Origin of the sequence: Pseudooceanicola sp. LIPI14-2-Ac024 (genome assembly GCF_042188925.1) — a bacterium.
Classification (GTDB): domain Bacteria; phylum Pseudomonadota; class Alphaproteobacteria; order Rhodobacterales; family Rhodobacteraceae; genus Pseudooceanicola.
The window spans coordinates 4,152,627-4,178,175 of record NZ_CP170102.1; the positions used below are offsets into that span (position 1 = coordinate 4,152,627).

The following is a 25,549-nucleotide window of genomic DNA, read 5'->3' on the forward strand; positions in this document are numbered from 1 at the left end:
TTGACGGAAATTGATGGCAGTATGGGCGATCCGCCTAGGGAAATCGACAGTAACCTGCTCCACCATTGGGGAAAACACCCCCAAGGAGGCAGAGCATGCGCGATTTCCACATGGCCGATCCCGTCACCCATATTGCACGGGTGCGACCCGATCATGCGGTGATCTACTTCTCTCCCACCCGGCTGCAGGCCACGGCGCGGCGGTTCCTCGACGGCTTTCCGGGGTTCACCACCTATGCGGTGAAGGCGAACGACCGGCCCGAGGTGCTGGAGAACCTGGCCGCGGCGGGCGTCGCGGGGTTCGACGTGGCCAGCCCGGCCGAGATGGCCGCGGTGCGCCGGATCGCGCCGGAGGCGGCGCTGCATTACAACAACCCCGTCCGGTCCCGGCAGGAGGTAGAGACGGCGGTGGCCCATGGCGTGACCTCGTGGTCGGTGGACGATCCGGCGGAGTTCGCGAAGATCCGCGCGGCCGCGAAGGGCGGCGAGGTCGCGGTGCGGCTGAAGCTGCCGGTGGCGGGCGCGGCCTATGATTTCGGCGAGAAGTTCGGTGCCATGCCCGAAGCGGCCGAGGTGCTGCTGCGCCAGGTGGCTGCCGCGGGGCTGTCACCCGCGATGACGTTTCACCCCGGCACGCAATGCGCCGATCCGGCGGCCTGGGACGTCTACATCCGTGCGGCGGCCGAGATCGCGCGGCGCGCCGGTGTCCGGCTGGCGCGGCTGAACGTCGGCGGCGGCTTTCCGGCGCACCGGGACGGCACGGCGCCCGAACTGGACCGCTTCTTCGACGCGATCGCCGCGTCGGTCCGCGCGGCGTTCGGCGACGACACGCCGGCGCTGGTCTGCGAGCCGGGGCGCGCGATGGTGGCCGAGGCCTTTACCCTGGCCACCCGGGTAAAGGCGGTGCGCGCCGATGGCCGGGTCTACATCAACGATGGAATCTACGGCGGTCTGTCGGAACTGCGCGACATCGGCCCGACCGACCGGGTGCGGGTGATCGCGCCCGACGGCACCCCGCGCGGCGGGGCGGGCGTGCCGCGGACGGTCTTCGGGCCGACCTGCGACAGCCTCGACCGGCTGCCCGGCCAGATGGCGCTGCCGGCCGACATGGACGAGGGCGATTACCTGCTGATCGGGGGCATGGGTGCCTATTCCCTCGCCATCGGGACCCGGTTCAACGGCTACGGACTCGGCGATCCCGTGACGGTCGCGCGGCTCTGATCCCGCCTGCTCTGGACATGGGGGCGCGAGCCGCTAGGGTCCGGGGGGAACGGCAGGAAAGGGAACGCCATGGAGAAGTTCGGCAAGAGCCAACCGGTCAAGCGGTTCGAGGATCCGCGGCTTGTGACCGGGCGGGGCGGCTACGTGGACGACGTGGCGCCGGACGGGGCTCTGTTTGCCTATTTCCTGCGGTCCCCGGTGGCCCATGGCACGATTGCGACCCTCGATCTCGAAGCCGCGCGCGAGGCCGAGGGCGTGCGCCTTGTGGTGGCGTCCGAGGACCTGCACGCGGTGGGGCTGACCGGGCGCCTGGCCGGCACGGTGATGAAGAATCGCGACGGCTCGAACAGCGCCAGCGTCGATCATCCGATCCTGGCCGAGGGCAAGGTGTGCTACGTCGGTGAACCGGTTGCGCTGATCGTTGCCGAGACACTGGCGCAGGCCCGCGACGCGGCCGAGCTGATCGAGCTCGACATCGATGACCTGCCGGCGCAGATGGCGCTGGCGCGCGGCGCGGCCGACCTGCACCCGGAAGCGCCTGGCAACCTGGGCGTCGACTGGATCGAGGGCGACGGCGACACGGTCGCGGCGGCCATGGCCGGCGCGGCGCACGTGATGCGGGCCACCGTGGTCGACAGCCGCTGCATGGTCGTCGCGATGGAGCCGCGCGGCTGCTTTGCCGAATGGGACGGCACGCGGATGCACCTGTCCTTCGGCGGGCAGGGCGTCTGGGGGCCGAAGAAAGAGGTGGCGCGCCTTTTCGAGCTCGAGCCCGACAATGTGCGGGTGACGCATCCGGACGTCGGCGGCGGCTTCGGCATGAAGGCCAAGACCTACCCCGAGTACATCGCCTGCTGCTTTGCCGCGAAGGCACTGGACACGCCGGTGCGCTGGATCGCCGATCGGACGGAATCGATGCTGTCGGACAACGGGGCGCGCGACCTCGAACATGATGTCGAGATGGGGTTCGACGAGGATCACAAGCTGATCGCCTACCACGTCAAGACGCGCTACAACCTCGGCGCCTACAACTCGAACTTCGGGCAGGCGATCCAGACCTTCCTCTTTGCCCGCGTGGTGACCGGGGTCTACGACATCCAGGACGTGTTCCTCGAGGCCGAGGGCTACTACACCAACACCGCCCAGACCGACGCCTACCGCGGCGCGGGCCGGCCCGAGGCGATCTTCCTGCTCGAACGCTCCATGGACCTTGCCGCGCGCGAGTTGGGGGTCGACCCGTGGAAGCTGCGGCGCAAGAATTTCATTCCGACGACCAAGTTCCCCTACAAGAGCTTCTCGGGCGAGAACTACGACGTGGGCGACTTCAACAAGGTGCTCGACACGGCGGTCGCGAAATCCGGCCGCGACGGCTTTGACGCCCGGCGCGAGAAGAGCGAGGCGGCGGGCAAGCTGCGCGGCTTGGGGCTTTGCTATTACATCGAGTTTATCCTCGGCGACCCGAGCGAGGCCGCGAAGGTCGAGTTCACCGACGAGGGCACCGTGAACATCTACGTGGGCACCCAGTCGAACGGGCAGGGGCACGAAACCGTCCATGCCCAGTTCCTCTCCGACCAGACCGGCATTCCCGCCGACCTGATCCGTGTGGTGCAGGGCGACAGCGACCGGATCGAGACCGGCGGCGGCACCGGCGGCTCGCGCTCGGTCACCACGCAGTCGAACGCGACGTTGGCCACGGTCGAGACGATGATCGAGGCCTTCACCGGCTTCCTGGCCGAGGTGATGGAGGTCGATCCCGACAAGATCAGCTTTGACGACGAGAGCTTCCGGATCGAAGGGTCGAACGCTGCGCCCTCGATGATGGACGTCGCCGAATGGGCCCGCGAGAAGGGGCGCACGGACCTGCTGGCGCACCGCTCGACCGCCAAGCTGCCGGGCCGGTCCTATCCCAACGGCGCCCATATCGCCGAGGTCGAGGTCGATCCCGAAACCGGCTTCACCCAGCTGGTGCGCTACACGGTGGTCGACGATTTCGGCAATCTTATCAACCCGATGCTGGCCGAGGGGCAGGTGCATGGCGGCGTCGTGCAGGGCGCGGGACAGGTGCTGATGGAACGCGTGGCCTTTGACGAGGACGGCCAGCTCCTGACCGCGACCTTCATGGATTACGCGATGCCGCGCGCGTCCGACATGCCGTTCATTTCTTTCACAAGCGAACCCGTTCCGTCCACCGCGAACCCGATGGGGATGAAAGGCTGCGGCGAGGCGGGGACCGTCGGCTCGATGGCGGCGGTGACCAATGCGGTGGCCGATGCTCTGGCCTGCCGGGGCGTGACTCAGGCTGACATGCCGTTCACGCCGGGGCGGGTCTGGACGATGTTGAACCATGTTCAGGCGGCTGAGTGACAGGATCCTCTCCCGGCTCTGGCCGGGATTTGCCGAGCGCACCAAGCGCCCGCAGCGGCCGAGGACGCGCGGACCGGTCACCCATGTGATCATCCTGGACGGCACGATGTCGACGCTCCAGCCCGGCGAGGAAACCAACGTCGGGCTGATCTACCGCCTGTTGTCGGAACGCGGCGGCGCGGACCTGTCGATCTATTACGAGGCCGGGATCCAGTGGCAGACCTGGCGCCATGGCTGGGACGTGATCGTCGGCAAGGGGATCAACCGGCAGATCAAGCGCGCCTATGGCTACCTCGCCTCGCGTTACCGGCCGGGCGACCGCATCTTCTTCTTCGGCTATTCGCGCGGCGCCTTCGCGGTGCGTTCGCTGGCCGGGGTGATCGACCGGGTCGGCCTGCTCAAGGCCGAGGCCGCGACCGAACGCAATGTCGAGTTGGCCTATCGCCACTACCGCGCCGGGGCGGCGAGCGAGGCAGCCGACGCCTTTGCCGAGGCGTTCTGCCATGAGCATGTGCAGGTCGAGATGATCGGCGCCTTCGACACGGTCAAGGCGCTCGGCATCCGGTTGCCGTTCATCTGGATGCTGACTGAGCGCAGCCATGAATTCCACAACCTGCACCTGGCCGACTGCGTGAAGGCCGGGTTCCACGCGCTGGCCTGCGAAGAGACGCGCGAGGCGTATGAGCCGCTGCTCTGGACCAGCGACGAGGACTGGATGGGGCGGCTGGAACAGGTCTGGTTCGCCGGCACCCACGGCGATGTCGGCGGCCAGCTTGGAGGGGAGGAGGAGGCCCGTGGGCTGTCGAACATCCCGCTGGTCTGGATGCTGACCCAGGCCGAGGTCTGCGGCCTGACCCTGCCCGAGGGCTGGCGCGCGCGCTATCCGACGGATGTGAACGCGCCCTCGATCGGGACGTGGCAGGGGCTGGGTAAGCTGTTCCTTCTGCGCAAGCGCCGGGTGGTCGGGGCGGATCGGTCGGAACGGCTGCACGAAACGGCCGTGGCGCGCGGGCTGAGGATGCCCACGGTGACGCCGGTGATCCGCCGGACGCAGGGCGCGGGCTAGCGCCATCCGGCCCCGTGCCGCCACGTCATCCAAAAAATAGACCGACCGTCTACTAGACGACTGGTCTAATCCGCCCCATCTGGGCGGCATGACACGCCTGACCAAGTCCGACCAGACCCGCCAGACCATCCTCGCCACCGGCCGCCGGCTGGTGACGACGGGCGGCTTCGGCGCGGTCGGACTGTCGACGCTGCTGAAGGAAAGCGGCGTGCCGAAGGGGTCGTTCTATTACTACTTCCCCTCCAAGGAAGCGTTTGGCCAGGCGCTGCTCGAGGATTACGTGGCCGATTACCTGTCGCAGGTCGATGCGCTTCTGGCGCGAGACGCGACGGGGGCGGACAAGTTGATGGCCTTCTGCGCCGCCTGGGTCGACCAGGAACGCGAGGCGGGGCTGGTCAGCACCTGCCTGGTGGTCAAGCTGGGCGCCGAGGTCGCCGACCTGTCCGAGGCGATGCGCGCCGTGCTGGACGCGGGCGTGAAGGCCCTGACGGGCAGGCTGGCGCAGATGCTGAGGGAGGGTGGCAAAGACGGCTCCCTCATCCCGCAAATTGATCCGCAGGCCGTGGCCGAGGCGCTTTACGCGCAGTGGCTGGGGGCCGCGATCCTGTCGAAACTCTCGCATGACCAGGGCCCGCTCAGCCGGGCGCTGGAGGACACTAGGACGCGCCTGATCCCGGGCGCATAGAAAGGACATTCCCATGAAAGCAGCCGTACACGACACGTTCGGTGAACCCCGCGACGTGCTGGAAACCCGCGACGTCGACACGCCCGTGCCCGGTGCCGGGCAGGCGTTGGTCCGGACCATCCTGTCGCCGATCCACAACCACGACCTTTGGACCATCCGCGGCAATTATGGCTACAAGCCGCCGCTGCCGGGCGCCATCGGCGGGTCCGAGGCCGCGGGCGTGGTCGAGGCGGTCGGCGAGGGCGTCGATGCTGCACTGGTCGGGCAGCGAGTGGTCGCGTCGGGCGTGCACGGCACCTGGGCAGAGCATTTCCTGGCCCCGGCCGCGGGCCTCCTGCCGCTGCCCGCGCAGATTGCCGACGAACTGGGCGCGCAGCTGATCGCCATGCCGTTCTCGGCTCTGGCGCTGCTCGAGACGCTGAAGGCCGAGAAGGGCGACTGGATCATCCAGACCGCATCGAACGGGGCGGTCGGCCGGATCATGGTGGGCCTCGCCAAGGCGCGCGGCATCAACCTGCTGAGCCTCGTCCGGCGGGAAGAGGCGGCCGAGGAGCTCCGCGCGGCGGGTGTGGAAAACGTGCTCTCGACCGCGACCGAGGGCTGGCAGGCCGAGGCGCGCGAGATCATCGGCGAGGGGCGGGCGATCTCGGCCGTGGATTCCGTCGGCGGTGAGCTCTCGGCCGAGCTGATCGACCTGCTGGCGGTCGACGGGGAACTGGTGGTCTTCGGCACCGCGACCGGTGCGCCGATGCCGCTGAACTCGGGCGCGCTGATCATGAAGCACATCATGGTCAAGGGCTTCTGGGGATCGCGCGTGATCGGCGAGATGGCGGCCGCGGAACGCACCCGCCTGATCACCGAACTGGTGACGCTGGCCGCGACCGGCCAGATGAAGCTTGAGACCGGCGGGACCTATCCGCTCGACGACCTGAAGGCCGCTTGCGATGCCGCGCTGACGCCGGGACGGGCGGGCAAGGTGATGCTGAAGCCGTAAGGCAGGGCGGACCCGGAATGCGAAACGCCCCCGCAGGTGACTGCGGGGGCGTATTCGTGTCGGTCCGGGTGCTGGCCGATCAGGCCACGTTTTCCAGCTGCAGGTCCGGGGTCACGCCGATGGCATGGCAGACGTCGCGCGTCATCTCGGGCTTGTTCAGCGTGTAGAAGTGAAGCTTGTCCACGCCCTCGGCCATCAGCGTCGTGCACATCTCGGTGCAGAGCGAGGTGGCCAGCAGGTCCTGCCGGTCGTCGCGGATCGCCTTTTCGAAGGCGTCGTCGAGCCAGGTGGGAACCGAGGCGCCAGTGTTCAGCGCGAAGCGGCGGATGCCCTTCCAGTTCTCGATCGGCATGATGCCGGGCACGATCGGCTTGTCGATGCCCGCCTTGGCGCAGGCATCGCGGAAGCGCAGGAAATGCTCGGCGTCGAAGAAGAACTGGGTCAGCGCCTCGTCGGCTCCGGCATCGAACTTGCGCTTGAGATAGTCGACGTCGGCCGTGTCGCTGGCGGCCTCGGGGTGCTTCTCGGGGTAGGCGCCGACGCGGATGGTGAACTTGCCGGTCTCGGCCAGCGCTGCGATCAGCTCGACCGAGTTCTCGAAGCCTCCGGGGTGCACGGTGAACTTGCCCTCGTCCTTCGGCGGGTCGCCCCGCAGCGCGACGATCTCCTTCACGCCGGCAGCGGAAAAGCCCTCGGCGATCGACAGGGTCTCTTCCTTGGTGGCCTTGACGCAGGTCAGGTGCGCAGCGACGTTGAGGCCCGAGTTCTTGTGCAGCGTCGCCACGGCGTCGCGAGTCAGGTCGCGGGTCGTGCCGCCGGCGCCGTAGGTGACCGAGACGAAGCGCGGCTTGAGCGGCGAGAGCACCTGCACGGTGTCCCAAAGGCGGAACGAGGCCTCGAGCGTCTGAGGCGGGAAGAATTCGAATGAGATCGCCGGTGCGGGCATGAAGATACCTCCAAGTTGACGCCTTGTGACAGATGGGGCGATGTGAGACAACTTCAACATTCTCATCCATAATATGAGTTGCGTTCACATCATGCACATCGAGCTGCGGCATCTTAGGACGGTCAAGGCGATCCACGAGGCGGGCGGACTGGCCCGCGCGGCGGATGTCCTGAACATCACCCAGTCCGCTTTGTCCCACCAACTCAAGGGGTTGGAGGAACAGACCGGGATGGAGCTGTTTGTTCGCCGCTCAAAGCCGCTGCGCCTATCGGCGGCGGGGGAGCGGTTCCTGCGCGTGGCCGACCGGGTGCTGCCCGAGATCGACGCGCTGGCGGCCGAGTTCCAGACCCTGCGCGACGGCAGCGCGGGGCGGATGCACATCGCCATCGAATGCCACGCCTGCTTTGACTGGCTGCTGCCGGTGCTGGAACAGTTCCGCCGCGCCTGGCCCGAGGTCGACGTGGACATCCGGCCGGGCCTGGCCTTCACCGCCATGGACGCGCTGGAGCGCGAGGCGGTCGACCTGGTGATCTCCTCCGACCCCGAGGATGTGGACGGCATCACCTTTGCGCCGCTCTTCGACTATTCGCCCGTCTTCGTCGCCGCCGCGGGCCATCCGCTGGCCGAGAAACCCTTCGTCGGACCCGAAGACTTCAAGGGCGAGACGCTGCTGACCTACCCGGTCGACCGCTCGCGCCTTGACGTCTTTACCATGCTCCTGGAACCGCACGGCGTGGAACCGGCGGCGATCCGGCGGGTGGAGCTGACCGAGATGATCCTGCTGTTGGTGGCGTCCGGTCGCGGGGTTTCGGTCCTGCCCGACTGGGTCCTGCGCGAGGTGAAGTACCACAGCGACTACGTCACCCGCCCGATCACCGAGGCCGGGCTGACCCGCCGCATGTACGCGGCGATGCGGACCGACGACATGGCCAAGCCCTACATGGCGCACGTCGTGCGGCTGGCGCGGAGCGAGGCGGTGAAACTGCAGCGGGCTTGATGGTCAGGCAGTTTCGACCGGGCCCAACGTGTCGAGCCGGGCCGGGTCGAACACCGCTTTCAGCCCGATGCAGACGACACCGGGGGCAAAACCGTCGGCGGCATCCTCGACCGACCAGCGGTTGCCAACGACCTGGATCAGGCTCATCCCGCCGCCGATCTTCTCGACGTGCCCCTTGGCGCGGACAAGGCCTAGGTCGCCCTCGGCCAGCGCACGGGCGAGGGCGACGGGATCGACCGGACCCTCGGGCGTCTGGACGCGGCTGTGGAACAACCCTTCGGCGTGGCCGGTGACGCGGTGGCCGCGCTTGGGCAGGGGGATCGCGCCCAGCAGGACCTCGTGCGGGACGCGGCCGTGTTCGGCCGGAACGATCCGCGCGCCGGGGGCCTGCGACTTGAGCCAGTCCCGGACCTGCGCCTGGTCGGCCTCAGTGACAAGGTCGGTCTTGTTCATCACCACGATGTCGGCGTCCTTCATCTGCCGCTCGATCGTGTCGGCGAGGTAGGTGTTGGCCGCCGTGGTCCGGATCTCGGCCGCGTCGGTCACCACCACGACACCGTCCGCGCGCAGCCCGTCGACGAACATCAGAGAGGCGAGGATCGAGCCGGGCAGCGCCACGCCCGAGCTTTCCAGCAGGATGTGGTCCGGCCGCGGGGTCATGTCGCGCACTTGCATCAGCGCGCCGGTCAGGTCGTCGCCGAATTCGCAGCAGACGCATCCGCCCGAGATCGCGATCAGTGCGTCATCCTCGGCCTCGATCAGGTCGCGGTCGATGGGCAGGGCGCCGAACTCATTGACCAGAACGGCGATGCGCAGGCTCGAGTGGCGCAGGAGTGCGTTGACCAGCGTGGTCTTGCCCGCGCCGAGGTAGCCGCCGACGATGGTGATGGGCAGAGTGGGGGGCATGGTCGGGCCTCGGTTCGGTTGGGCGTCGGAAAGACTGTGGGGCAGGGGCGTCGGCGGGTCCAGAGCGGTGCGGGCCCTTGGCCCCAGACCGAAGCCCGGGGCGCGTGTCGTCAGATCGTCGCCGCGGCGAACACCCGGCCGCCCTGCACGGTGCCCCAGACGGTCACGTCCTTCAGGGCCTCGGGGGCGACCTCGTACGGGTCCTCTTCGAGCACGGCGAAGTCCGCCCGCTTGCCGGCCTCGATGGAGCCGATCTGGTGATCCATCCCCAGCGTGAAAGCCGCACCGAGGGTGATCGCCTCGAGCGCCTCGGCCACGGTGATCTTCTCTCCCTCGCCCTGTACGCGGTTCGACGCGGTCAGGCGGGTCACGGCGGCCCAGGCGGTGAAGAGCGGCCCCAGCGGGGTCACCGGCGCGTCGGAGTGGATGGTCATCGGCACGCCGGAGTCCAGCGCGGTGCGGCAGGCGTTCATGCGCTCGGCCCGTTCCGGCCCGACGGTCAGGCTGTAGTGCTCGTCGCCCCAGTAGAAGTGGTGGTTCGCGAACAGGTTCACGCACATCCCGAGGCGGGCCATCTTCCGGAACTGCGCTGGCGTCGCCAGCTGGCAGTGCTGCAGGGTGAAGCGGTGGTCGAAGTTCGGCGCCTTCTTCAGTGCCGCCTCCAGCGTCTCGATGGCCAGCTGCGTCGCTTCGTTGCCATTGGTGTGGGTGTGCACCAGCACGCCAGCCGCGAGCGCGCGTTCATAGATCTCGGCCAACTGGTCCGGGGCCACGTACCACAGACCGTTCGGCGCCCCGTTCTGGTAGCCGGGCCAGAGCAGGCGCGCGGTGAAGCCCTGGATCGACCCGTCGGCCACCACCTTGATCCGGCCGAGGTCGCAGCGCTCGGTCGATTTCGCCTTGAGCCCGGCGGTGAAGGTCACGAGGTCCTCGGGCGACATGCCCATCATGATGCGGAACGGCACGAGGCAGAGCGGGAAGTTCGCCTCGCCGGTGATCGCCAGCGCCTGCGCCACCGAGTCCTCGGTCAGCGACCGGGCGAGATCGGTTGCGGTGGTCACCCCCGCGCGGACGCAGAGCCGGGCGTAGGAGCGCAGGCCCTCGGACGAACCCTCGATCGCCTTGCCCCGGTCGAAGCCCACCTTGGCGCCCGCCGGCCCCATGATCTCGGGGCTGCGCAACTCGCCTATCGGCATGCCGTCGGCCCCCAGCGGAATGCCGGGGTGGTTCAGGCCGGTCTTGAGCAGCCCGGCCTTTTCCAGCGCGAGGCTGTTCATGTTCATGATGTGGCCCGAGGCGTGCATGATCACGATCGGACGGTCGTCGCAGGCGCGGTCGAGGTCGGCGCGGGTGACGCGGACGTTGTCCATGTAGATCGGGTCGAGGCCCCAGCCGACGACGATGGGTTCGTTGGGTTTGGCGGCGGCGGCTTCCTTCAGCCGTTCGACCACGGCATCGACGGTCTTGAGGCCATCCCAGACCTTGCCATCCGGGTCGCGCCGGTCGAACCAGCCGAGGTAGGCGCCGTCCCAGGTGGACCCGGCGCTGGAATGGGCGTGCCCCTCGACGAAGCCGGGCATCAGCACCTTGTCGGCAAACGTGGTGTCGAGCGTGTAGTCGCCCCAGCGTTCCAGTTCCTCCAGCGTGCCCGCGCCGAGAATCTTGCCATCTCGCACCGCGACATGCGTGGCGTGGGGACGGGCATGGCTCATCGTGTGGATTTTTCGGGCCTGGTAGATCGTGGTGGGCATCGGCGGGGTCCTGTTGCGGGGCGTGGGGATTGGTCCGGGCAAGGGGATGCCCGAAGTCGTCAGTCAAGACGAGGGCCGGGTCAAGGGACAGGGCCAGTGCGAGAGGATGCAGGGGGCCAGTCGGCAGAGAGCCGGGCCGACGCCCGGGAACTTCCCGCCCTCAGATCGTCGCCGCCGCGAACTTGCGCCCGCCCTGCACGGTGCCCCAGACGCCAACGTCCTTCAGTGCTTCTGGATCGACCGCGTAGGGATCGTCCTCGAGCACGGTGAAATCGGCGCGCTTGCCGGCCTCGATAGAGCCGATCAGGTGGTCCATCTTCATCGTGAAGGCCGCCCCCAGCGTGATCGCCTCAAGCGCCTCGGCGACGGTGATCTTTTCCCCTTCGCCCTGCACCCGGCCCGATGGCGTGCGCCGCGTCACCGCGCACCAGGCGGTGAAGAGCGGCCCCAGCGGCGTGACCGGCGCGTCCGAGTGGATCGTCATCGGCACACCCGAGTCGAGCGCGGTGCGGCAGGCGTTCATGCGTTCGGCGCGCTCCGGCCCGACGGTGTACTTGTAGTGTTCGTCGCCCCAGAAGTAGTGGTGGTTGGCAAAGAGGTTCACGCACATCCCCAGCCGCGCGGCCTTCCTGAACTGCGCGGGCGTCGCCATCTGGCAGTGTTGCAGCGTCACGCGGTTGTCGGGTGACGGGACCTTCTTCAGCACCTGTTCCAGCGTGTCGATCACCAGCTCCGACGCCTCGTCGCCGTTGGTGTGGACATGCACCAGCAGGCCCTCGGTCAACGCGCCCTCGAGCACTTCGCTCAGTTGCTCGGGCACCAGGTACCAGAGCCCGTTCGGCGCGCCGTTCTGGTAGCCCGGCCAGCGCAGGCGGGCGGTGAAGCCCTGGATCGAGCCATCGGCGTGCAGCTTGATGTTGCCCAGTTCCAGCCGTTCGGTCGACCGCGCCCTGGCCGCCTTCATGAAGGCGATCAGGTCCTTCGGCGCCATGTCGCGGCCGTGCCGAAAGGGGACGAGGCAGATCGGGAAATCCGGCGCGTTGGATTGTTCGATCATCCGGTCGAGCTGCTCCTCGGAATAGGTGCGGGCCAGGTCGGCGGTCGTGGTGACGCCGGCGCGGACGCAGACGCGGGTAAAGGCGCGCAGCCCTTCGGGCGTCGCCTCTGAAGCGCGGCGGTCATAGCCGAGCTTGGTCGCGGCGGGCACCATCACCTCGGGCCCGCGCAGTTCGCCCATCGGCAGGCCGTCACCGCCGAGCGGGATCGCCGGGTGGTTGACGCCCGGTTTCATCAGGCCCGACATTTCGAGCGCCTTAGAGTTCATGCTCATGATGTGGCCCGAGGCATGGGTGATCACGATGGGCCGGTCGGTGGTGGCGCGGTCGAGGTCGGCGCGGGTCACGCGGACGTTGTCCATGTAGATCGGGTCGAGGCCCCAGGCGACAAGGATGCCGTCGCCGGGATCGGCCCGGTCGGCCTCCTGCAGGCGGGCGACGATGTCGTCGACGGTCTTGAGGCCGGGCCAGAGCTTCCCGTCGGGGTCGGTGCGGTCGAACCAGCCGAGGTAGGTGCCCTCCCAGATCGGGCCGGCCACGGCGTGGGCGTGCCCCTCGACGAAGCCGGGCATCAGCACCTTGTCGGCAAACGTGGTGTCGAGCGTGTAGTCGCCCCAGCGTTCCAGTTCCTCCAGCGTGCCCGCGCCGAGGATCTTGCCGTCCCGGACCGCGACATGCGTGGCCTCGGGGCGGGCATGGCTCATCGTGTGGATTTTCTTGGCCTGGAAGATCGTGGTGGGCATGGGGAGGGGTCCTGTCCTGGGAGCATTGCGGGCTGCGTCTTCCCGCGGTTTCACTCAAGACGAGGGAGCGCACAGGCGACAGGACCAGCCGGGCGGGTTGCAGGGGGCCAGCGGATCAGCCGCCGAAGGCCAGCACCTTGTTGGAGTAGGCCTTTTCGCCGCTCACTTCGCGACCGAACCAGTCGGGCGGGACAAAGGCATGGGCGGCGGCCTCGCTCGGGAATTCGACCTCGACCACCACCAGCGGCGCGTGTGGCGCATCGAAGATGTCGATCTCGTAGACGTGCCCGTCGGGCAGTTGGCCGGTCCAGCGCGTCTTGGTGATCGTGCCCGACACGGCGGGCCAGAGCGCGTCGAAGGCGGCGCGCGGGATCGCCGTCTCGTGTTCGCCGCGCACCATCCCCTCGCCGGACTTGATGGTCACGAGGTAGGCCTCGCCCTTCTGGCGCAGCCGGACCTCGATCGAATCCTCGGGCCGGGTGACATAGCCCTGGCGGATCGGCGTCGCCCGCGCGGCGGCAAGGTCGGGCATGGCGGCAACAAGGAACTTGCGCTCGATCTCGGTGCCGGCGGGCATCAGGCGCCCCCCTTTGCAGTGGCGGCGGGCTTGAAGACCTCGCGCAGGTCCCGGCGCGTCCGGTCCGACACGAAGTCGGAAAAACTCTCCACGATCTGCGCCCGTTCGGCCGCCTGGCGCTGGTTCAGCACCGTGACGAGTGCGCCGATGGCGGTGGCGATCTCGATCGCGCCGTCGCTTTCGGGATCAAGCGCCGCGGCCACCTCGCGCAGGGCCTGCTGCTGGACCGAGTGATCGTTGAACCGACCCAGCCGGTCCTGCAGGCGTTTCAGCTGCTTGACCGGTTTCTTCAGCGCGGCCGGGTCGAAGAGCGGGGCGAAGAACTCGAGCAGGTAGCGCAGTTTCTTGCACTGGATGCGCAGGCGATGGACCTGCGCATCGGGGGTCGTGTCGTCGATGCCGGCGGCAATCTTGCAGACCTTTCGATAGCGCGCCCAGACCAGTTTCTGGGCATAGTCATGGGCGTCGCGGTTGGCATCCGGCCCCTTGCGCAGGCGGCGGGCCGAGGCAAGGATCGCCTCGAGGTCCGCGATCTCGGCGGCATGGGCCTCGCTGCTCAGTCGTGCGGCAAGTGCCGTCTGCGCCGCCGCGCGTTCGGCCGCGAAACGGTCGAAGAGCAGGTCGAGCCCGGGTCGCATCTCGGCCGGGACAAGGGCGCGGGTGCAGGCGCGGTCCTGCAGCTGGACGTCGAGGTCGCGCAACCGGCCGGTCTGGGCCATCAGCGCGGAAAACCGGGCCTTGAGCTTTTCGGTCTGGGTCGGGGCATAGACGCCCTTGAACAGCGACAGGACCGATCGCACCCGCCGCAGCGCGACGCGGTGGTCGTGCAGGTACTCTATATCCAGGTCGGCGATCACCCCGGGCTCGTTCCGGGTCGCGACGGCCAGGTGGGCCCGGCAGATGTCGGTCGCCGCGCGATAGGCGGTTTCATCCCCGGTCATCGCGATCGCCGGTTTGCTGGTATAGAGCTTCTCCGGGGCGGTCAGCAGCGCCCGCAGGTCCCCGGCGGCAGGCGTGCCACGGGCGGCAATCATCCTCAGCAAGGCTTTCAGCGGTTTGCGGGCGGCGTGGTCCGTGGCCTCCACCAGCGTGGCGATGCCGCCGTCGGCGCTGATCAACAGGGTGGTGCGGATGCGGGCCGCGACCGCGCCGTCCACGAGCTTCAGGTCCAACTCCTGCCGCGTCGCCTCTCCGGACTGCACTGCCACCAACCGGCGGACCGGTGGAACACAGGTGGCGAGCGCCGCGGTCACCGGCCCCTCTGGCATCGCCTCGACGTAGTCGGGTGCGGCGGCCGGTTGGCGCTGCATGGGCGCGCCGGGGCGGATCAGGACAAGCTCGTCCCCCAGCACCAGTGCCAGCGCCCCGGCGCCGGTCACGGCATGGTCGAAGGTGTCGATCAGGGTGAACGCGATGGTTTCGGAAGGCCCCGCGGCCGAGAGCGTGCCGGTGTCGAGCGTCGTGCCCTCCAAGCCCTCGACGGCGTCGCCGGTCAGCAGGACCGGGGCCGGCGGCAGTGCGGTCTTGGGCATGGTCGCAGGTCCCTTCCTGACCTGGCCGCCGGCGTCCGCATCGCCGAGCCACGGTGCGGACGGTCGCGGCGACCGTCACGAATGTTTCACGCGTTTCGTTCATGAAATCAATACGTTTGGCGAGGCGCCTCCCGCGCTGGCACGCATCCGCGGGGCCCGGTGCCACGGACGGCGGCAGACAATTGTCGCCAAGCTGTCATCCCCGCGTCACCTGTTTGAAGAACGCCCGAGGTAGCCGGTAGACATCCGAATGAATCGACCGAGGGGCGCGGCGACCGTGCAGAGCAGCAATTGGCAGACCGCCCGGGACTGGATCGTCAGGAGCATCGCCGCGCAGGACCTGGCCGAGGGCGACCGCCTGCCCACCGAACAGGAGATGCAGCGCGAGATCGGCGTCGGCCGGCATTCGCTGCGCCGCGCCGTGGCCGCCCTGGCCGCCGAGGGCGTGCTGAGCGTCGAACAGGGGCGCGGGACCTTCGTGCGCGGGATGCCGCGGATCACCTATCGCATTGCCCGCCGCACCCGGTTCCGCGAGAACCTTTTGTCGCAGGGCGTGACGCCGGGCGGATCGACCGTCACCGCCGAGGTCTGCGCCGCCACCGGAGAGGTGGCCGAGGCGCTGGATCTTGCGGTGGGCGCCGAGGTGCACCGCGTCATCACCCACGGTCTGGCCGATGGCCGGCCGATCAACCTGACCCGCAGCTACCACCCCGCCTCGCGGTTTCCCGCGCTGGGCGCGGACCGGCTGGCCGGGCAGTCCATCACCGCGGTCTATGCCGATCACGGCATCGCGGACTACCATCGGCGCGAGACATCGCTTTATGCCCGCCTGCCGCAGAAGTGGGAGGCGCGGATGCTCGAACAGCCCGCCGACCAACCCGTCATCGTGATGTGCAAGCTGGACGCCGATCCCGACGGCCTGCCCATCGGCTGGTCCGAAGCGATCTGGGCCGCAGGCCTCGTCCGCTTTTCGCTCGACCTTCCCGAGTGAGGTGCCATGCTGCGGCACGGCACCCCGCACCCCATGCCCCAAAGGAGACGCCCATGTGGCTGAGTAACTTCCGTGTCGTCCTGCCCGAAGCCGTGCTGGACCGCGGCGCCGTCCGGATCGAGGACGGGCGCATCGCCGAGATCCGCGAAGGCACCGTGCCGCACCCGGCCGTGGACGGCGAGGGGCTGATCCTGCTGCCGGGCTTCATCGACATGCACGGCGACATGATCGAACGCGAGGTCGAGCCGCGGCCGAACGTGAAGATGCCGATGGAACTGGGCCTGCGCGACCTTGACCGGCGGCTGAAGGTCTCGGGCGTGACGACGGGCTACGCCGCCGTCAGCTTCAACCCGAAATCGGTGCACGGCCACCTGCGCTCGCACGCCCATTCGAGCGAGATGCTGCGCGCGCTGAAGCGGATGCGCGACGAACTGAAGGTGGATCACAGAGTCCACGCCCGGTTCGAGATCAACTATCCGAACGCGCTCGAGGTGGTCGAGGAGCTGATCGCCGAAGGCACCGTGGACATGCTGTCGCTGACCGATCACACGCCGGGGCAGGGCCAGTACCGCGACATCGAGGCGCTGGCCGAAAAGATCGTCGCGCAGGAGGGGATCACCCCCGCCGAAGCCGCGCGGCGGGTGCAGGAACGCATCGCCGAGAAGCAGCAGGCGGGCGGCGACACCGGCGCGACGCTGGCCGCGATCTCGGCGATCTGCGCCGAACACGGGATCGCGCTGGCCAGCCACGACGACGACACGGTCGAGAAGGTCGCGTTGATGAAGACGCTGGGCGCGGTGATCTCGGAATTCCCGGTGACCGTCGAGGCGGCCGAGGCCGCCAAGGCCCGCGGGCTGCTGACCGCCATGGGCGCGCCGAACGCCCTGCGCGGCGAAAGCTATTCCGGCAACCTCTCGGCGCGGGACGCGCACGCGGCGGGGCTGCTCGACATCCTCGCGGCCGATTACCATCCTTCGGCCATGCTGCCGGCGATCCTGATCCTTGCGCGGGCCGATCCCGATGGCCTCGCCGGCGCGGCGCGGCTCGTGTCCCGCAACCCGGCCCGTGCGCTCGGCCTGAGCGACCGGGGCGAGATCGGGCTGGGCCGCCGCGCCGACCTCGTGATTGCCGACGACAGCGGCGTGGGCCACGTGCGCGCGACCTTCCGCAACGGGCGGGTGATCTTCTCGGACGGCACCATGGTCCCGCGCGAGGTCTTGCGCGCGGAAGGAGTGGCGGCATGATCCTTCCCGTCATCGGCGCGGCCCTGACGGTCACCGAACTGCCGACATTCCGCGACTGGCTCTTCGACAAGGACCGCGACCTCGAGCTGCAGACCTTTCACGCCCCCGACATGCTGATCGGCGACGGCTGGAAGGCGGCCGCCGACGAGGCGCGGAAACACCTCGACGGCTTCAAGGGCCGGCTCGGCATCCACGGGCCGTTCTGGGGCCTGAGCTTTTCCAACCCCGACCCCGAGATCCGGGCCATCGTGCGCAAGCGGATGCTGACGGGCCTGGACATTTGCGCCGCGGTCGGGGCCACCCAGATGGTCATCCATTCGCCCTACACGACCTGGGATTACCACAACCTCGACAACTACCCGACCGCGCGCGCCATGGTGATCGAGGCGGCCCACGACTGCCTGGCGCAGGCGGTCCGGCGGGCCGAGGATCAGGGCGTCATGCTGGTGATCGAGAACATCGAGGACATCGATCCGCGCGACCGCCGGGTGCTGGCGGAAAGCTTCGGCTCGGAGGCGGTGAAGCTGTCCATCGACACCGGCCACGCGCACTATGCACACGGGTCCACCGGGGCGCCGCCCGTCGACTACTTCGTGCAGTCCGCGGGCGAGATGCTGGGCCATGTCCACCTGCAGGACGCCGAGGGCTATGCCGACCGGCACTGGGCCATCGGGCAGGGCACGATCCGCTGGCACGCGGTCTTCGCCGCGCTGGCCGCGGTCGAGAGCCACCCGCGCCTGATCCTGGAGCTGCGCGACAAGGCGGGGATCCTGCCGTCGATGGCCTGGCTGGAGCGCGAGGGGCTGGCGGCCTAGCCGTCGCGCCCCGGTAGGGGGGGGTCGCCCCGCCGACACCCCACCCGATGGCTACCGCCGCCGCGCCCATTTGACGGTGGTTTCCCAGTCGAGCGTGACCGTCTCGCCCATGGTCGCGGCGCAGACCGCTTGCAGGTCGTCCATCACCCGGCGCAGCCCGGTGCGGCGGACGATGGACCACACCGACGACCGCGTGAGGTAGAGGTCGATCAGCCCCCGCCGGTCGCGTTCTTCCCGCCAGGCGTAGGTGCGTGAGCGGGCGGTCGAAAAACCCGTCACCTCGGACAGCTCGCGGACCGAAGGCTCCTTGCTGGCCTCGCGCCGGGCATGGTCGCTGACCTCGATCGCATGCTCGGCGATGTAGGCGTTCAGCGCGTCGATCACCGCGCAGGGCACCCGCCGGTTGCGCACCAGTGCGAGGACGCCGCCCGGCGCCAGCACGCGTGCGGCCTCGGCGTAGAAGGCGGGGCGGTCGAACCAGTGGAACGCGGTGCAGGCCGCCATAAGTCCGGCGCTGCCGTCGGGCAGGGGGACCGCTTCGGCCAAGCCGTTGACGACCTGCACGCAGGGCGCGTCCGAGAAGCTGCGGGTCAGCACGCGCCGCATCTCGTGCCCCGGTTCGACGGCGGTGATCAGCCAGCCGGCGGGCAGCGCGTCCCGCAGGGCGGCGGTGGAATTGCCCGGGCCCGCGCCGACATCGACGGCGATCCGCTTGTCGGTCGCGGTCTGCTGGAAGAGGTGGTCGAACGCCTCGGTCGGGTAGCCGGGCCGATGCAGGGCATAGGTCTCGGCCAGGCCGTCGAAGCGGTCCGCCACCTCGAGCATCACATGCCTCCCAGCCCGCCGGCCTGGTGCGCGATCTCGCCGGCCGAAAGGGTGAGCCGGACCTGCGGCGCCTCGCCCGAGGGCCAGTCGAGCAGCACGAGGTCGGCGCGCTGGCCAACCGCGATCTCGCCCCGGTCGGGCAGGTTCGACGCCCGCGCCGGGTTCGTCGAGATCAGTTTCCAGAGCCGGTGCAGCGGTGCGCGGCCCTCGGCCTCCATCCGGGTCACGGCGGCCAGCATCGCGGGGTAGTAGTAGTCGCTGGCCACGATGTCGCAGAGCCCGGCGCTGACCATCTCGGCCGCCGAGGGAGAGCCGATGTGGCTGCCGCCACGCAGGACGTTGGGGGCGCCAAAGACGATCATGTCGCCGGCGTCGCGCGCGGCCTGGGCCACCCGCAGGTTCATCGGGAACTCGCTGATCCGGGCGCCGTGCCCGCGGTAGTAGTCCCGCGTCTCGACCTGGGTGTCGTCGTGGCTCAGCATCGAGGCGGTGGCGGCCTGCGCGGCGCGGGCGATGGTGGCGATGGCGTTCGGCACCTCGGGGCGGCGTTCCCATGTGCGTTCGATCAGCGCGACGTAGTCGTCCACCGGGATGGCCGACCGCTTGGCCCGGCTCTCCATCTTGGCGCGGAAGGCGCTGCTGCGGGTGTCGACCACGGGGAAGTCCGGATCGTGATCGAAGGGGCGTTCCTGCAGCGTCACGTCCGGGGACAGCATCCCCATCGTGGTGTGGTCGTTGAAGGCGACCGAGGGCGTCAGCGCGCCCTGCAGCATCTCCTCGACCAGCGGCATGGCTTCGAAGCAGAATGTCTCCCACCTCAGTTGCACGCGGTTCTCGACCGCGAGCCGAGGCGCAAGGGCGCGCAGGCGTTCGGTGATCTCGGTCCCGTGCGCGACTGAGCGCAGGCCCGGCTCCCACGACAGGGTCAGGGCATGGAAGGCGGTGGCGATACCGTTGCCGGCGAGCTGGCGGTCGGTCTCGATCAGGGCGGTGTCGAGCGGAAAGAACACGCCGGGCCGCGGCATCAGCTGGCGTTCGAAGGCGTCGCCATGGATGTCGACCAGCGCCGGGGCAAGGATCAGGCCCGCGGCGTCCACCACCCGCGCGCCGTCGCGCGGGGCGTCGATCCCGGTGATGCGGCCCGCCTCGATCCGGACGGAAACCTTTTCGACCCCCTCGGGCAGAACCACCCGGGCGCCTTCGAATTGCAGTGCAGTCACGACCGCTCCATCTTCACTTGTCTGTGCCGCGCCGCCGGACGAACCGTGATGCCGCAGATTGCTGTCCCGGTCATTCTGTCCCCGTGCCGGCCCGAGGTCCATGCGCCGCGCCGCGATCCCGTGGTTGCCCGGGGGGCGGTCCGGGGTGAATGGTCCGAATGAATCGCTACCGTGCCCCGATGAAGGGGAGTTGGCGGTTTCGTGACACTTCCTTTTCCGTTTTGTGACCCGGCAGTGATGTTGCCTGCGGATGCGGCACTGCTCGCGCGCCGGTTTGGCCCCGATTTTTCGCCCCTGCGACGCCGCCGGATCCGTAACCCGCTGAAAACGTGCGCCATGCGGCGGCGGCTGTCACAGAACTGACGCGGGCCCTGCGTGCAAAATTCATCCGAATGAAGAACGCCGGTCACGTTCCGCCCTCAGCAGTGGGGCCATGGAAAACGCTTCGCTCACGCTCTCTCATGTCACCCGCCGCTTTGGGGAAACCCGTGCGGTCGACAATGTCTCGCTCGAGATCCGGCCCGGTCAGTTCGTCGGGGTCATCGGGCGGTCCGGCGCCGGGAAATCGACGCTGCTGCGGCTGATCAACCGGCTGATCGACCCCTCCGAGGGCCGGATCACCTTTGGCGACCGCGACATCACCGCGCTCAAGGGCCGGGCGCTGCGCGACTGGCGGCGTGACTGCGCGATGATCTTCCAGCAGTTCAACCTGGTCGACCGGCTGGACGTGCTGACCAACGTGCTGGTCGGACGGCTCGCGGACCATTCCTTCCTCACCTCGATGACCATGCGCTTTTCCGACGAGGAACGGACGCTGGCGATCGAGGCGCTCGACCGGCTCGACATGGCGCCGAAGGCGCTGCAGCGGGCAGGCACGCTCTCGGGCGGCCAGCAGCAGCGCGTCGCCATCGCCCGCGCCCTGGTACAGAAGCCGCGGATCATGCTGGCGGACGAACCGATCGCCTCGCTCGATCCCGGCAACGCGACCCGGGTGATGGAGGCGCTGGCCCGCATCAATGCCGAGGACGGGCTGACCGTTCTCGTCAACCTGCACACGCTCGACACGGCCCGCGCCTATTGCGACCGCATCGTCGCCATGCGCGAGGGCCGCGTGATGTTCGATGGCACGGCGGCGCAACTCACCGACGACGTGATCCGCGACATCTACGGCTCCGAAGGCCTCGCCGAGTTCAACGAGGCCGTCACTTCCACCTCACTCACCCGGCCGGGCGTCCGCGTTCCGGCCTGACTTCATCACAGGGGACACCAGATGAAACTTCTCACCACCACCGCGCTTGCCGCGCTGATCGCCGCTCCGGCCTTCGCCGACTGGAAGGATGACTACCAGGTCGTCAAATTCGGCATCCTGTCGGGCGAGAACGAGCAGGACCGCCTGATGCGGAACGAACCGATCCGCAAGTACCTCGAGGACAAGCTGGGCGTGCAGGTCGAGATCTTCACCGCCGGCAACTACGACGGCGTGATCCAGGCCATCGCCGCCGACCAGATCGAGATCGCGCGCTTCGGCTCCTCCTCCTACGCCGCGGCCTACACCGCGACCGATGGCGGCGTGGTGCCGACGCTGGTCGAGAAGAAGAAGGACGGCAACACCGGCTATCGCTCGATCGTCGTGACCCGCTGCGACAGCGGCATCGAGAGCCTCGACGACGCCAAGGGCAAGGTCCACGCCTTCGCCGACCCGGATTCGACCTCCGGTTACGCCGTGCCCTACTTCAACATGGTCGAGAAGATCGGTCTCGACCCCAAATCCTACTTCTCGGCCATCCCGTTCTCGGGCAGCCACGAGGCGGGCGTGACCGGCGTGGTCAACGGCACCTTCGACACCGCCTCGACCTACGAGAACACGGCGGTCGATGGCGTCTACCAGCGCATGGAAGCCAAGGGCATGATCGAGCAGGGCGTCGTCTGCAAGATCTGGGAAAGCCCGGAAATCACCACCGGCCCCTGGACCTTCCGCAAGAACCTGCCGGCCGAGATGATCGAAGAGGTCACCGCCGCCATCGAGGGCTTTGCCGAGGCCGATCCCGAGGGCTTCAAGCTCTACTCGTCCTTCGACGAGACCGACCCGAACCCCGACACCGGCTTCGAGCGCGTGGACCACGACCGCTACCAGTGGATCGTCGACATGCGCCAGTGGCTCAAGGACCAGCGCCGCGGGTCGTGAAGGCTGACTGACTGACACCGAAGGGCGCGGACTGCCGCGCCCTTCGCCTTGCTCCGGGTCCGAGGTTCCATGTCCGCAACATCCGCCGACCATCCGATGGCCGTGCCCCTGAACGGGTCCGCCGCGCTCGCCGCCTTTGAACGCGACTATGCCGACCAGCGGCGGCGGTCGCGCATCGCCTGGGGCTTCGGCACCGCGATCTTCCTTGTCGTCTTTGCCGTCACCGCCTGGCTGGGGGACTTCTTCAAGGTCACGCAGGTGACCATGCCCGACGGGTCGCGGCAATGGAGCTGGATCATCCCGGCCGGCCTGCCGCGGCTTGGCGACTACATCGTGCAGACGTTCCCCGATCTCGGGTGGGAAACGCTGGGCGAAGACGTCGGCAAATGGTTCTGGCGCTGGCAGACCTGGCTGCAGCTGCTCATCGAGACCATCCTGATTGCCTTCATGGCCACGACCTTCGGCGTGATCGGCGGGTTCCTGCTGTCCTTTCCGGCGGCGCGCAACCTGGCGCCGAACCGCTGGAGCTGCTGGCTCGCCCGCCGCGTCCTCGAGATCGCGCGCACCGTGCCGGAGCTGGTCTGGGCGCTGATCTTCGTCTTCTGCTTCTCGGTCGGGCCGATGGCGGGGGTGCTCGCCATCGGGCTGCATTCCTGCGGCGCGCTCGGCAAGCTCTATTCGGAAGTGAACGAGAACATCGACATGCGCCCGCTCGAGGGTGTCGTCGCCTCGGGCGGGTCCTGGTTCGACAAGATCCGCTATGGCGCGGTGCCGCAGGTGCTGCCCAACATCATCAGCTACACGCTGCTCAGGTTCGAGATCAACGTGCGCGCCTCGTCGATCATCGGCTACGTCGGCGCGGGCGGGCTGGGCCAGGAGATCCGGACCGCGATGTCGTTCCAGGAATACACCGACCTCTCGGCGCTCTTCCTCATCATCTTCGCCACAGTGGCGCTGATCGACTACCTCAGCGAAAAGCTGCGCCACCGCATCATCTGGCAGGAGGCCCAGGCATGACCATGCCCCCCGACCGGATCGCCGCCGCCCGCGCGCGCCTGCCCGGCGCCTTCCAGGCGCCGCTGCCCGTCCGGCTGAGGCGCGCCGCGGCCTGGGCCACCTTCCTCGGGCTCTTCTGCTACTGCCTCTGGGCCTTCAACTTCTCGCCCGCGCGGATCTGGACCGGGCTCGGGCGGCTCGGCGACGTGCTGGCCTTCATGTTCCCGCCCTACGTCTGGACCAGCTGGGCCGAGTTTTCCGAGATCCTCGAAGGCCTGGGCGAGACTCTGGCGATGGCCTTCATCGGCACGCTCCTCGGCGCGGTCCTGGCCTTTCCGGTCAGCTTCCTCGGGGCAAAGAACATCAACCGGCTGCCATTCCTGCGCCACACCGTCCGGCGCGGCTTCGACGTGATCCGGGCCTTCGAGACGCTGATCCTCGCGCTGATCTTCATCCGCGCCTTCGGCCTCGGCCCGCTGCCCGGCATCCTCGCCATCGCGGTGAGCGAGATCGGCACCTTTGCCAAGCTCTTCTCCGAGGCGATCGAGAACACGTCCGAGAAACCCGTCGAAGGCGTACGAGCGGCGGGCGGGTCCCGGCTCCAGCAGATCCGCTTCGGCACGCTGCCGCAGGTGACGCCTGTGCTGATCTCGGTGCTGCTCTACAATTTCGAATCCAACGTGCGCTCCGGCACCATCCTCGGCATCGTGGGCGCGGGCGGCATCGGCTTCCTCCTGTCCGACCGGATCAGCGCCTACAAGTGGGACGAGGCCTGGTCGATCATCCTGCTGATCATCGCCATGGTCTATGTCATCGACTGGCTCTCGGGCCTGATCCGGCAACGGCTCATCGGCGACCAGCCCCCCGCCGCCTGACCGGTGCGAGCCGGCATGCAAGACCCCGCCGCCCGTCCCGCGCGACCGGGCGGCCACAACAGGACACGACCTTGAAGACACTGACCGAAGCCCCGAACATCCACGACACCGCCCGCGTGGTCGACTGCACCCTCGGCCGCTATACCGAGGTGCAGTCGCACAGCTCGATGCGCGAAAGCGAGATGGGCGACTACTCCTACATCGTGAGCTACGGCAACGTGATGTGGTCCACCATCGGCAAGTTCTGCTCCATCGCCGAAGGCGCCCGGATCAACCCCGGGAACCACGCGACATGGCGGGCCAGCCAGCACCATTTCACCTACCGCGCCGCGCAATACGGGCTGGGCGAGGACGATGCCGAGTTCTTCCAATGGCGCAAGGACCACTGGGTGACCATCGGTCACGATGTCTGGATCGGGCACGGGGTGACCGTGCTGGCCGGCGTCACGGTGGGCGACGGTGCGGTGATCGGGGCAGGGGCGGTGGTGTCGAAAGACGTCGCGCCCTACAGCATCGTCGGTGGGGTGCCGGCAAAGGAGATCAAGCGCCGGTTCACCGCGGGACAGGCCGAGGCGCTGCAGGCGATCGCCTGGTGGGACTGGCCGCACGACCGCCTGCGCGAGGTCCTGCCCGACATTCGGGCCTTGCCGATCGACGCCTTCATCGAGAAATATCGCTGAGGCGGCCGGCGTCGCAGCCCCCTTGGCATCGCCCGCGCCGCGGTCTATACGCGCCCCTTCGACGGACAGGAGCCCCAGGATGCCCGGCAGCGCCAACCTCAACATCATGCTCAAGGCCGCCCGCAAGGCGGGCCGCTCGCTCGTGAAGGACTTCCGCGAGGTCGAGAACCTTCAGGTCTCGATGAAGGGCGCGGGCGACTTCGTCAGCCGGGCCGACCTCGCCGCCCAGGCGATCCTGAAGGAAGAGCTCTGCGGCGCGCGTCCGACCTACGGCTGGCTGGCCGAGGAGGAAAAGGAAATCGACGGCGAGGATCCGACCCGGCGCTGGATCGTCGATCCGCTGGACGGCACCACGAACTTCCTGCACGGGCTGCCGCACTGGGCGATCTCGATCGCGCTCGAACACAAGGGCCAGATCGTCGCCGGCGTGGTGTACGACGCCGCCAAGGACGAGATGTTCTTTGCCGAGAAGGGCGAAGGCGCCTGGATGAACGATCAGCGTATCCGCGTTTCGGGCCGAAGCCACATGATCGAGGCGGTGTTCGCCACCGGCATCCCCTATGCCGGGCGCGGCGACCTGCCCGACGTCATCAAGGACATCGCCCGCGTCGCCCCGGTCTCGGCCGGCATCCGCCGCTGGGGCGCGGCCTCGCTCGACATGGCCTATGTCGCCGCCGGCCGCTACGAGGGCTATTGGGAACGCCGACTGAACGCCTGGGACATCGCTGCCGGCGTCGTCATCATGCGCGAGGCGGGCGGCTTCGTCGAAGCCATCGACCCCGAGCGCAACCCGGTCGAGGACGGCGAGGTCGTCTGCGGCAACGCCAACCTCTTCGAGAGCTTTGCCAAGATCATCCGCAAGGCCTGATCGGGGCAGCCGCG

23 protein-coding genes are annotated in these 25,549 nt (G+C 68.6%); 15 read left to right on the plus strand and 8 right to left on the minus strand.

The features are described from left to right. Positions 1-95 precede the first annotated feature (95 nt). From ACE2AC_RS20395 to ACE2AC_RS20415, 5 genes are all read left to right on the plus strand, one after another. Positions 96-1,220, plus strand: a complete 1,125-nt coding sequence (locus tag ACE2AC_RS20395) for a type III PLP-dependent enzyme (protein ID WP_375689740.1) — start codon at positions 96-98, stop codon at positions 1,218-1,220. 69 nt (positions 1,221-1,289) lie between these two features. Next, entirely contained in the window at positions 1,290-3,584 is a 2,295-nt protein-coding gene (locus tag ACE2AC_RS20400) for a xanthine dehydrogenase family protein molybdopterin-binding subunit (RefSeq protein WP_375689742.1), read from the plus strand. Then, positions 3,565-4,650, plus strand: a complete 1,086-nt coding sequence (locus tag ACE2AC_RS20405; RefSeq protein ID WP_375689744.1) for a DUF2235 domain-containing protein — start codon at positions 3,565-3,567, stop codon at positions 4,648-4,650. The genes ACE2AC_RS20400 and ACE2AC_RS20405 overlap by 20 nt, the downstream gene beginning before the upstream one ends. An 88-nt stretch (positions 4,651-4,738) precedes the next feature. Then, positions 4,739-5,335: a TetR/AcrR family transcriptional regulator gene (locus ACE2AC_RS20410; RefSeq protein WP_375689746.1), complete on the plus strand. Its 597-nt coding sequence runs from the start codon at positions 4,739-4,741 to the stop codon at positions 5,333-5,335. 13 nt (positions 5,336-5,348) lie between these two features. Next, complete coding sequence (locus ACE2AC_RS20415; RefSeq protein WP_375689748.1) at positions 5,349-6,329, plus strand: zinc-binding dehydrogenase; 981 nt, start codon at positions 5,349-5,351, stop codon at positions 6,327-6,329. A 79-nt stretch (positions 6,330-6,408) separates the two neighbouring features. Here the strand turns inward: ACE2AC_RS20415 and metF are convergent, their stop codons facing one another. Continuing rightward, positions 6,409-7,275: a methylenetetrahydrofolate reductase [NAD(P)H] gene (gene metF / locus ACE2AC_RS20420; RefSeq protein WP_375689750.1), complete on the minus strand. Its 867-nt coding sequence runs from the start codon at positions 7,273-7,275 to the stop codon at positions 6,409-6,411. Between the two features lie 91 nt (positions 7,276-7,366). Between metF and ACE2AC_RS20425 the strand changes: the two genes are divergently transcribed. Next, the gene (locus ACE2AC_RS20425; protein WP_375689752.1) at positions 7,367-8,272 is read left to right on the plus strand and encodes a LysR family transcriptional regulator; all 906 of its coding nucleotides are present in this window, start codon (positions 7,367-7,369) and stop codon (positions 8,270-8,272) included. Between the two features lie 3 nt (positions 8,273-8,275). On the opposite strand, the gene ACE2AC_RS20430 is transcribed toward ACE2AC_RS20425, so the two are convergent. The 5 genes from ACE2AC_RS20430 to ACE2AC_RS20450 form a co-directional block, all read right to left on the minus strand. Beyond that, complete coding sequence (locus ACE2AC_RS20430) at positions 8,276-9,178, minus strand: CobW family GTP-binding protein (RefSeq protein WP_375689754.1); 903 nt, start codon at positions 9,176-9,178, stop codon at positions 8,276-8,278. A 110-nt stretch (positions 9,179-9,288) separates the two neighbouring features. Further along, the gene (locus ACE2AC_RS20435; protein ID WP_375689756.1) at positions 9,289-10,929 is read right to left on the minus strand and encodes an amidohydrolase; all 1,641 of its coding nucleotides are present in this window, start codon (positions 10,927-10,929) and stop codon (positions 9,289-9,291) included. A gap of 160 nt (positions 10,930-11,089) precedes the next feature. After that, positions 11,090-12,727 carry an amidohydrolase gene (locus ACE2AC_RS20440; protein WP_375689758.1) on the minus strand — a complete coding sequence of 546 codons (1,638 nt, stop codon included), beginning with the start codon at positions 12,725-12,727 and terminating at the stop codon, positions 11,090-11,092. Positions 12,728-12,842: 115 nt separating this feature from the next. Next, positions 12,843-13,304: a CYTH domain-containing protein gene (locus tag ACE2AC_RS20445; RefSeq protein WP_375689760.1), complete on the minus strand. Its 462-nt coding sequence runs from the start codon at positions 13,302-13,304 to the stop codon at positions 12,843-12,845. After that, a complete protein-coding gene (locus tag ACE2AC_RS20450) occupies positions 13,304-14,836 on the minus strand; it encodes a CHAD domain-containing protein (RefSeq protein WP_375689762.1) in 1,533 nt (510 codons plus the stop codon). Before ACE2AC_RS20450 ends, ACE2AC_RS20445 begins: the two co-directional genes overlap by 1 nt. Positions 14,837-15,086: 250 nt before the next feature. Here ACE2AC_RS20450 and phnF point away from each other — a divergent pair, with 250 nt between their 5' ends. Genes phnF through ACE2AC_RS20465 form a run of 3 tightly spaced genes read left to right on the plus strand, consistent with a single transcriptional unit; the run spans position 15,087 to position 17,886 of the window. After that, complete coding sequence (gene phnF, locus ACE2AC_RS20455; RefSeq protein WP_375689764.1) at positions 15,087-15,827, plus strand: phosphonate metabolism transcriptional regulator PhnF; 741 nt, start codon at positions 15,087-15,089, stop codon at positions 15,825-15,827. A 53-nt stretch (positions 15,828-15,880) separates the two neighbouring features. Beyond that, positions 15,881-17,071 carry an alpha-D-ribose 1-methylphosphonate 5-triphosphate diphosphatase gene (locus tag ACE2AC_RS20460; protein ID WP_375689766.1) on the plus strand — a complete coding sequence of 397 codons (1,191 nt, stop codon included), beginning with the start codon at positions 15,881-15,883 and terminating at the stop codon, positions 17,069-17,071. Next, entirely contained in the window at positions 17,068-17,886 is an 819-nt protein-coding gene (locus ACE2AC_RS20465; protein WP_375689768.1) for a sugar phosphate isomerase/epimerase family protein, read from the plus strand. Before ACE2AC_RS20460 ends, ACE2AC_RS20465 begins: the two co-directional genes overlap by 4 nt. 51 nt (positions 17,887-17,937) lie before the next feature. On the opposite strand, the gene ACE2AC_RS20470 is transcribed toward ACE2AC_RS20465, so the two are convergent. Further along, positions 17,938-18,711 carry a class I SAM-dependent methyltransferase gene (locus tag ACE2AC_RS20470; protein ID WP_375689770.1) on the minus strand — a complete coding sequence of 258 codons (774 nt, stop codon included), beginning with the start codon at positions 18,709-18,711 and terminating at the stop codon, positions 17,938-17,940. Next, positions 18,711-19,931 (minus strand): alpha-D-ribose 1-methylphosphonate 5-triphosphate diphosphatase, encoded by a 1,221-nt coding sequence (locus ACE2AC_RS20475; RefSeq protein WP_375689772.1) that lies wholly within the window; start codon positions 19,929-19,931, stop codon positions 18,711-18,713. Before ACE2AC_RS20475 ends, ACE2AC_RS20470 begins: the two co-directional genes overlap by 1 nt. 433 nt (positions 19,932-20,364) lie before the next feature. Between ACE2AC_RS20475 and phnC the strand changes: the two genes are divergently transcribed. From phnC to ACE2AC_RS20505, 6 genes are all read left to right on the plus strand, one after another. Further along, positions 20,365-21,180, plus strand: a complete 816-nt coding sequence (gene phnC, locus ACE2AC_RS20480; RefSeq protein WP_375689774.1) for a phosphonate ABC transporter ATP-binding protein — start codon at positions 20,365-20,367, stop codon at positions 21,178-21,180. A 21-nt stretch (positions 21,181-21,201) separates the two neighbouring features. Beyond that, on the plus strand, positions 21,202-22,116 hold the full coding sequence (gene phnD, locus ACE2AC_RS20485; RefSeq protein ID WP_375689776.1) for a phosphate/phosphite/phosphonate ABC transporter substrate-binding protein: 915 nt from the start codon (positions 21,202-21,204) through the stop codon (positions 22,114-22,116). Between the two features lie 69 nt (positions 22,117-22,185). Next, the gene (phnE, locus tag ACE2AC_RS20490) at positions 22,186-23,133 is read left to right on the plus strand and encodes a phosphonate ABC transporter, permease protein PhnE (protein ID WP_375689778.1); all 948 of its coding nucleotides are present in this window, start codon (positions 22,186-22,188) and stop codon (positions 23,131-23,133) included. Beyond that, positions 23,130-23,987: a phosphonate ABC transporter, permease protein PhnE gene (phnE, locus tag ACE2AC_RS20495; RefSeq protein WP_375689780.1), complete on the plus strand. Its 858-nt coding sequence runs from the start codon at positions 23,130-23,132 to the stop codon at positions 23,985-23,987. The genes phnE (ACE2AC_RS20490) and phnE (ACE2AC_RS20495) overlap by 4 nt, the downstream gene beginning before the upstream one ends. Positions 23,988-24,058: 71 nt before the next feature. Beyond that, positions 24,059-24,667, plus strand: a complete 609-nt coding sequence (locus ACE2AC_RS20500) for a DapH/DapD/GlmU-related protein (RefSeq protein WP_375689782.1) — start codon at positions 24,059-24,061, stop codon at positions 24,665-24,667. A gap of 79 nt (positions 24,668-24,746) precedes the next feature. Beyond that, on the plus strand, positions 24,747-25,535 hold the full coding sequence (locus tag ACE2AC_RS20505; protein ID WP_375689784.1) for an inositol monophosphatase family protein: 789 nt from the start codon (positions 24,747-24,749) through the stop codon (positions 25,533-25,535). Positions 25,536-25,549 lie beyond the last annotated feature (14 nt).

Excerpts from the sequence above, each read along its gene's own strand:
- ACE2AC_RS20430 (WP_375689754.1), bottom strand. The coding sequence starts at position 9,178 with ATGCCCCCCACTCTGCCCATCACCATCGTCGGCGGCTACCTCGGCGCG.
- ACE2AC_RS20445 (WP_375689760.1), bottom strand. The coding sequence starts at position 13,304 with ATGCCCGCCGGCACCGAGATCGAGCGCAAGTTCCTTGTTGCCGCCATG.
- ACE2AC_RS20410 (WP_375689746.1), top strand. The coding sequence starts at position 4,739 with ATGACACGCCTGACCAAGTCCGACCAGACCCGCCAGACCATCCTCGCC.
- ACE2AC_RS20415 (WP_375689748.1), top strand. The coding sequence starts at position 5,349 with ATGAAAGCAGCCGTACACGACACGTTCGGTGAACCCCGCGACGTGCTG.
- phnF (WP_375689764.1), top strand. The coding sequence starts at position 15,087 with ATGAATCGACCGAGGGGCGCGGCGACCGTGCAGAGCAGCAATTGGCAG.
- ACE2AC_RS20435 (WP_375689756.1), bottom strand. The coding sequence starts at position 10,929 with ATGCCCACCACGATCTACCAGGCCCGAAAAATCCACACGATGAGCCAT.
- ACE2AC_RS20470 (WP_375689770.1), bottom strand. The coding sequence starts at position 18,711 with ATGCTCGAGGTGGCGGACCGCTTCGACGGCCTGGCCGAGACCTATGCC.
- ACE2AC_RS20465 (WP_375689768.1), top strand. The coding sequence starts at position 17,068 with ATGATCCTTCCCGTCATCGGCGCGGCCCTGACGGTCACCGAACTGCCG.
- metF (WP_375689750.1), bottom strand. The coding sequence starts at position 7,275 with ATGCCCGCACCGGCGATCTCATTCGAATTCTTCCCGCCTCAGACGCTC.
- ACE2AC_RS20450 (WP_375689762.1), bottom strand. The coding sequence starts at position 14,836 with ATGCCCAAGACCGCACTGCCGCCGGCCCCGGTCCTGCTGACCGGCGAC.
- phnD (WP_375689776.1), top strand. The coding sequence starts at position 21,202 with ATGAAACTTCTCACCACCACCGCGCTTGCCGCGCTGATCGCCGCTCCG.
- ACE2AC_RS20405 (WP_375689744.1), top strand. The coding sequence starts at position 3,565 with ATGTTCAGGCGGCTGAGTGACAGGATCCTCTCCCGGCTCTGGCCGGGA.
- ACE2AC_RS20400 (WP_375689742.1), top strand. The coding sequence starts at position 1,290 with ATGGAGAAGTTCGGCAAGAGCCAACCGGTCAAGCGGTTCGAGGATCCG.
- ACE2AC_RS20505 (WP_375689784.1), top strand. The coding sequence starts at position 24,747 with ATGCCCGGCAGCGCCAACCTCAACATCATGCTCAAGGCCGCCCGCAAG.
- phnC (WP_375689774.1), top strand. The coding sequence starts at position 20,365 with ATGGAAAACGCTTCGCTCACGCTCTCTCATGTCACCCGCCGCTTTGGG.
- ACE2AC_RS20425 (WP_375689752.1), top strand. The coding sequence starts at position 7,367 with ATGCACATCGAGCTGCGGCATCTTAGGACGGTCAAGGCGATCCACGAG.
- ACE2AC_RS20395 (WP_375689740.1), top strand. The coding sequence starts at position 96 with ATGCGCGATTTCCACATGGCCGATCCCGTCACCCATATTGCACGGGTG.
- phnE (WP_375689780.1), top strand. The coding sequence starts at position 23,130 with ATGACCATGCCCCCCGACCGGATCGCCGCCGCCCGCGCGCGCCTGCCC.
- ACE2AC_RS20460 (WP_375689766.1), top strand. The coding sequence starts at position 15,881 with ATGTGGCTGAGTAACTTCCGTGTCGTCCTGCCCGAAGCCGTGCTGGAC.
- phnE (WP_375689778.1), top strand. The coding sequence starts at position 22,186 with ATGTCCGCAACATCCGCCGACCATCCGATGGCCGTGCCCCTGAACGGG.
- ACE2AC_RS20440 (WP_375689758.1), bottom strand. The coding sequence starts at position 12,727 with ATGCCCACCACGATCTTCCAGGCCAAGAAAATCCACACGATGAGCCAT.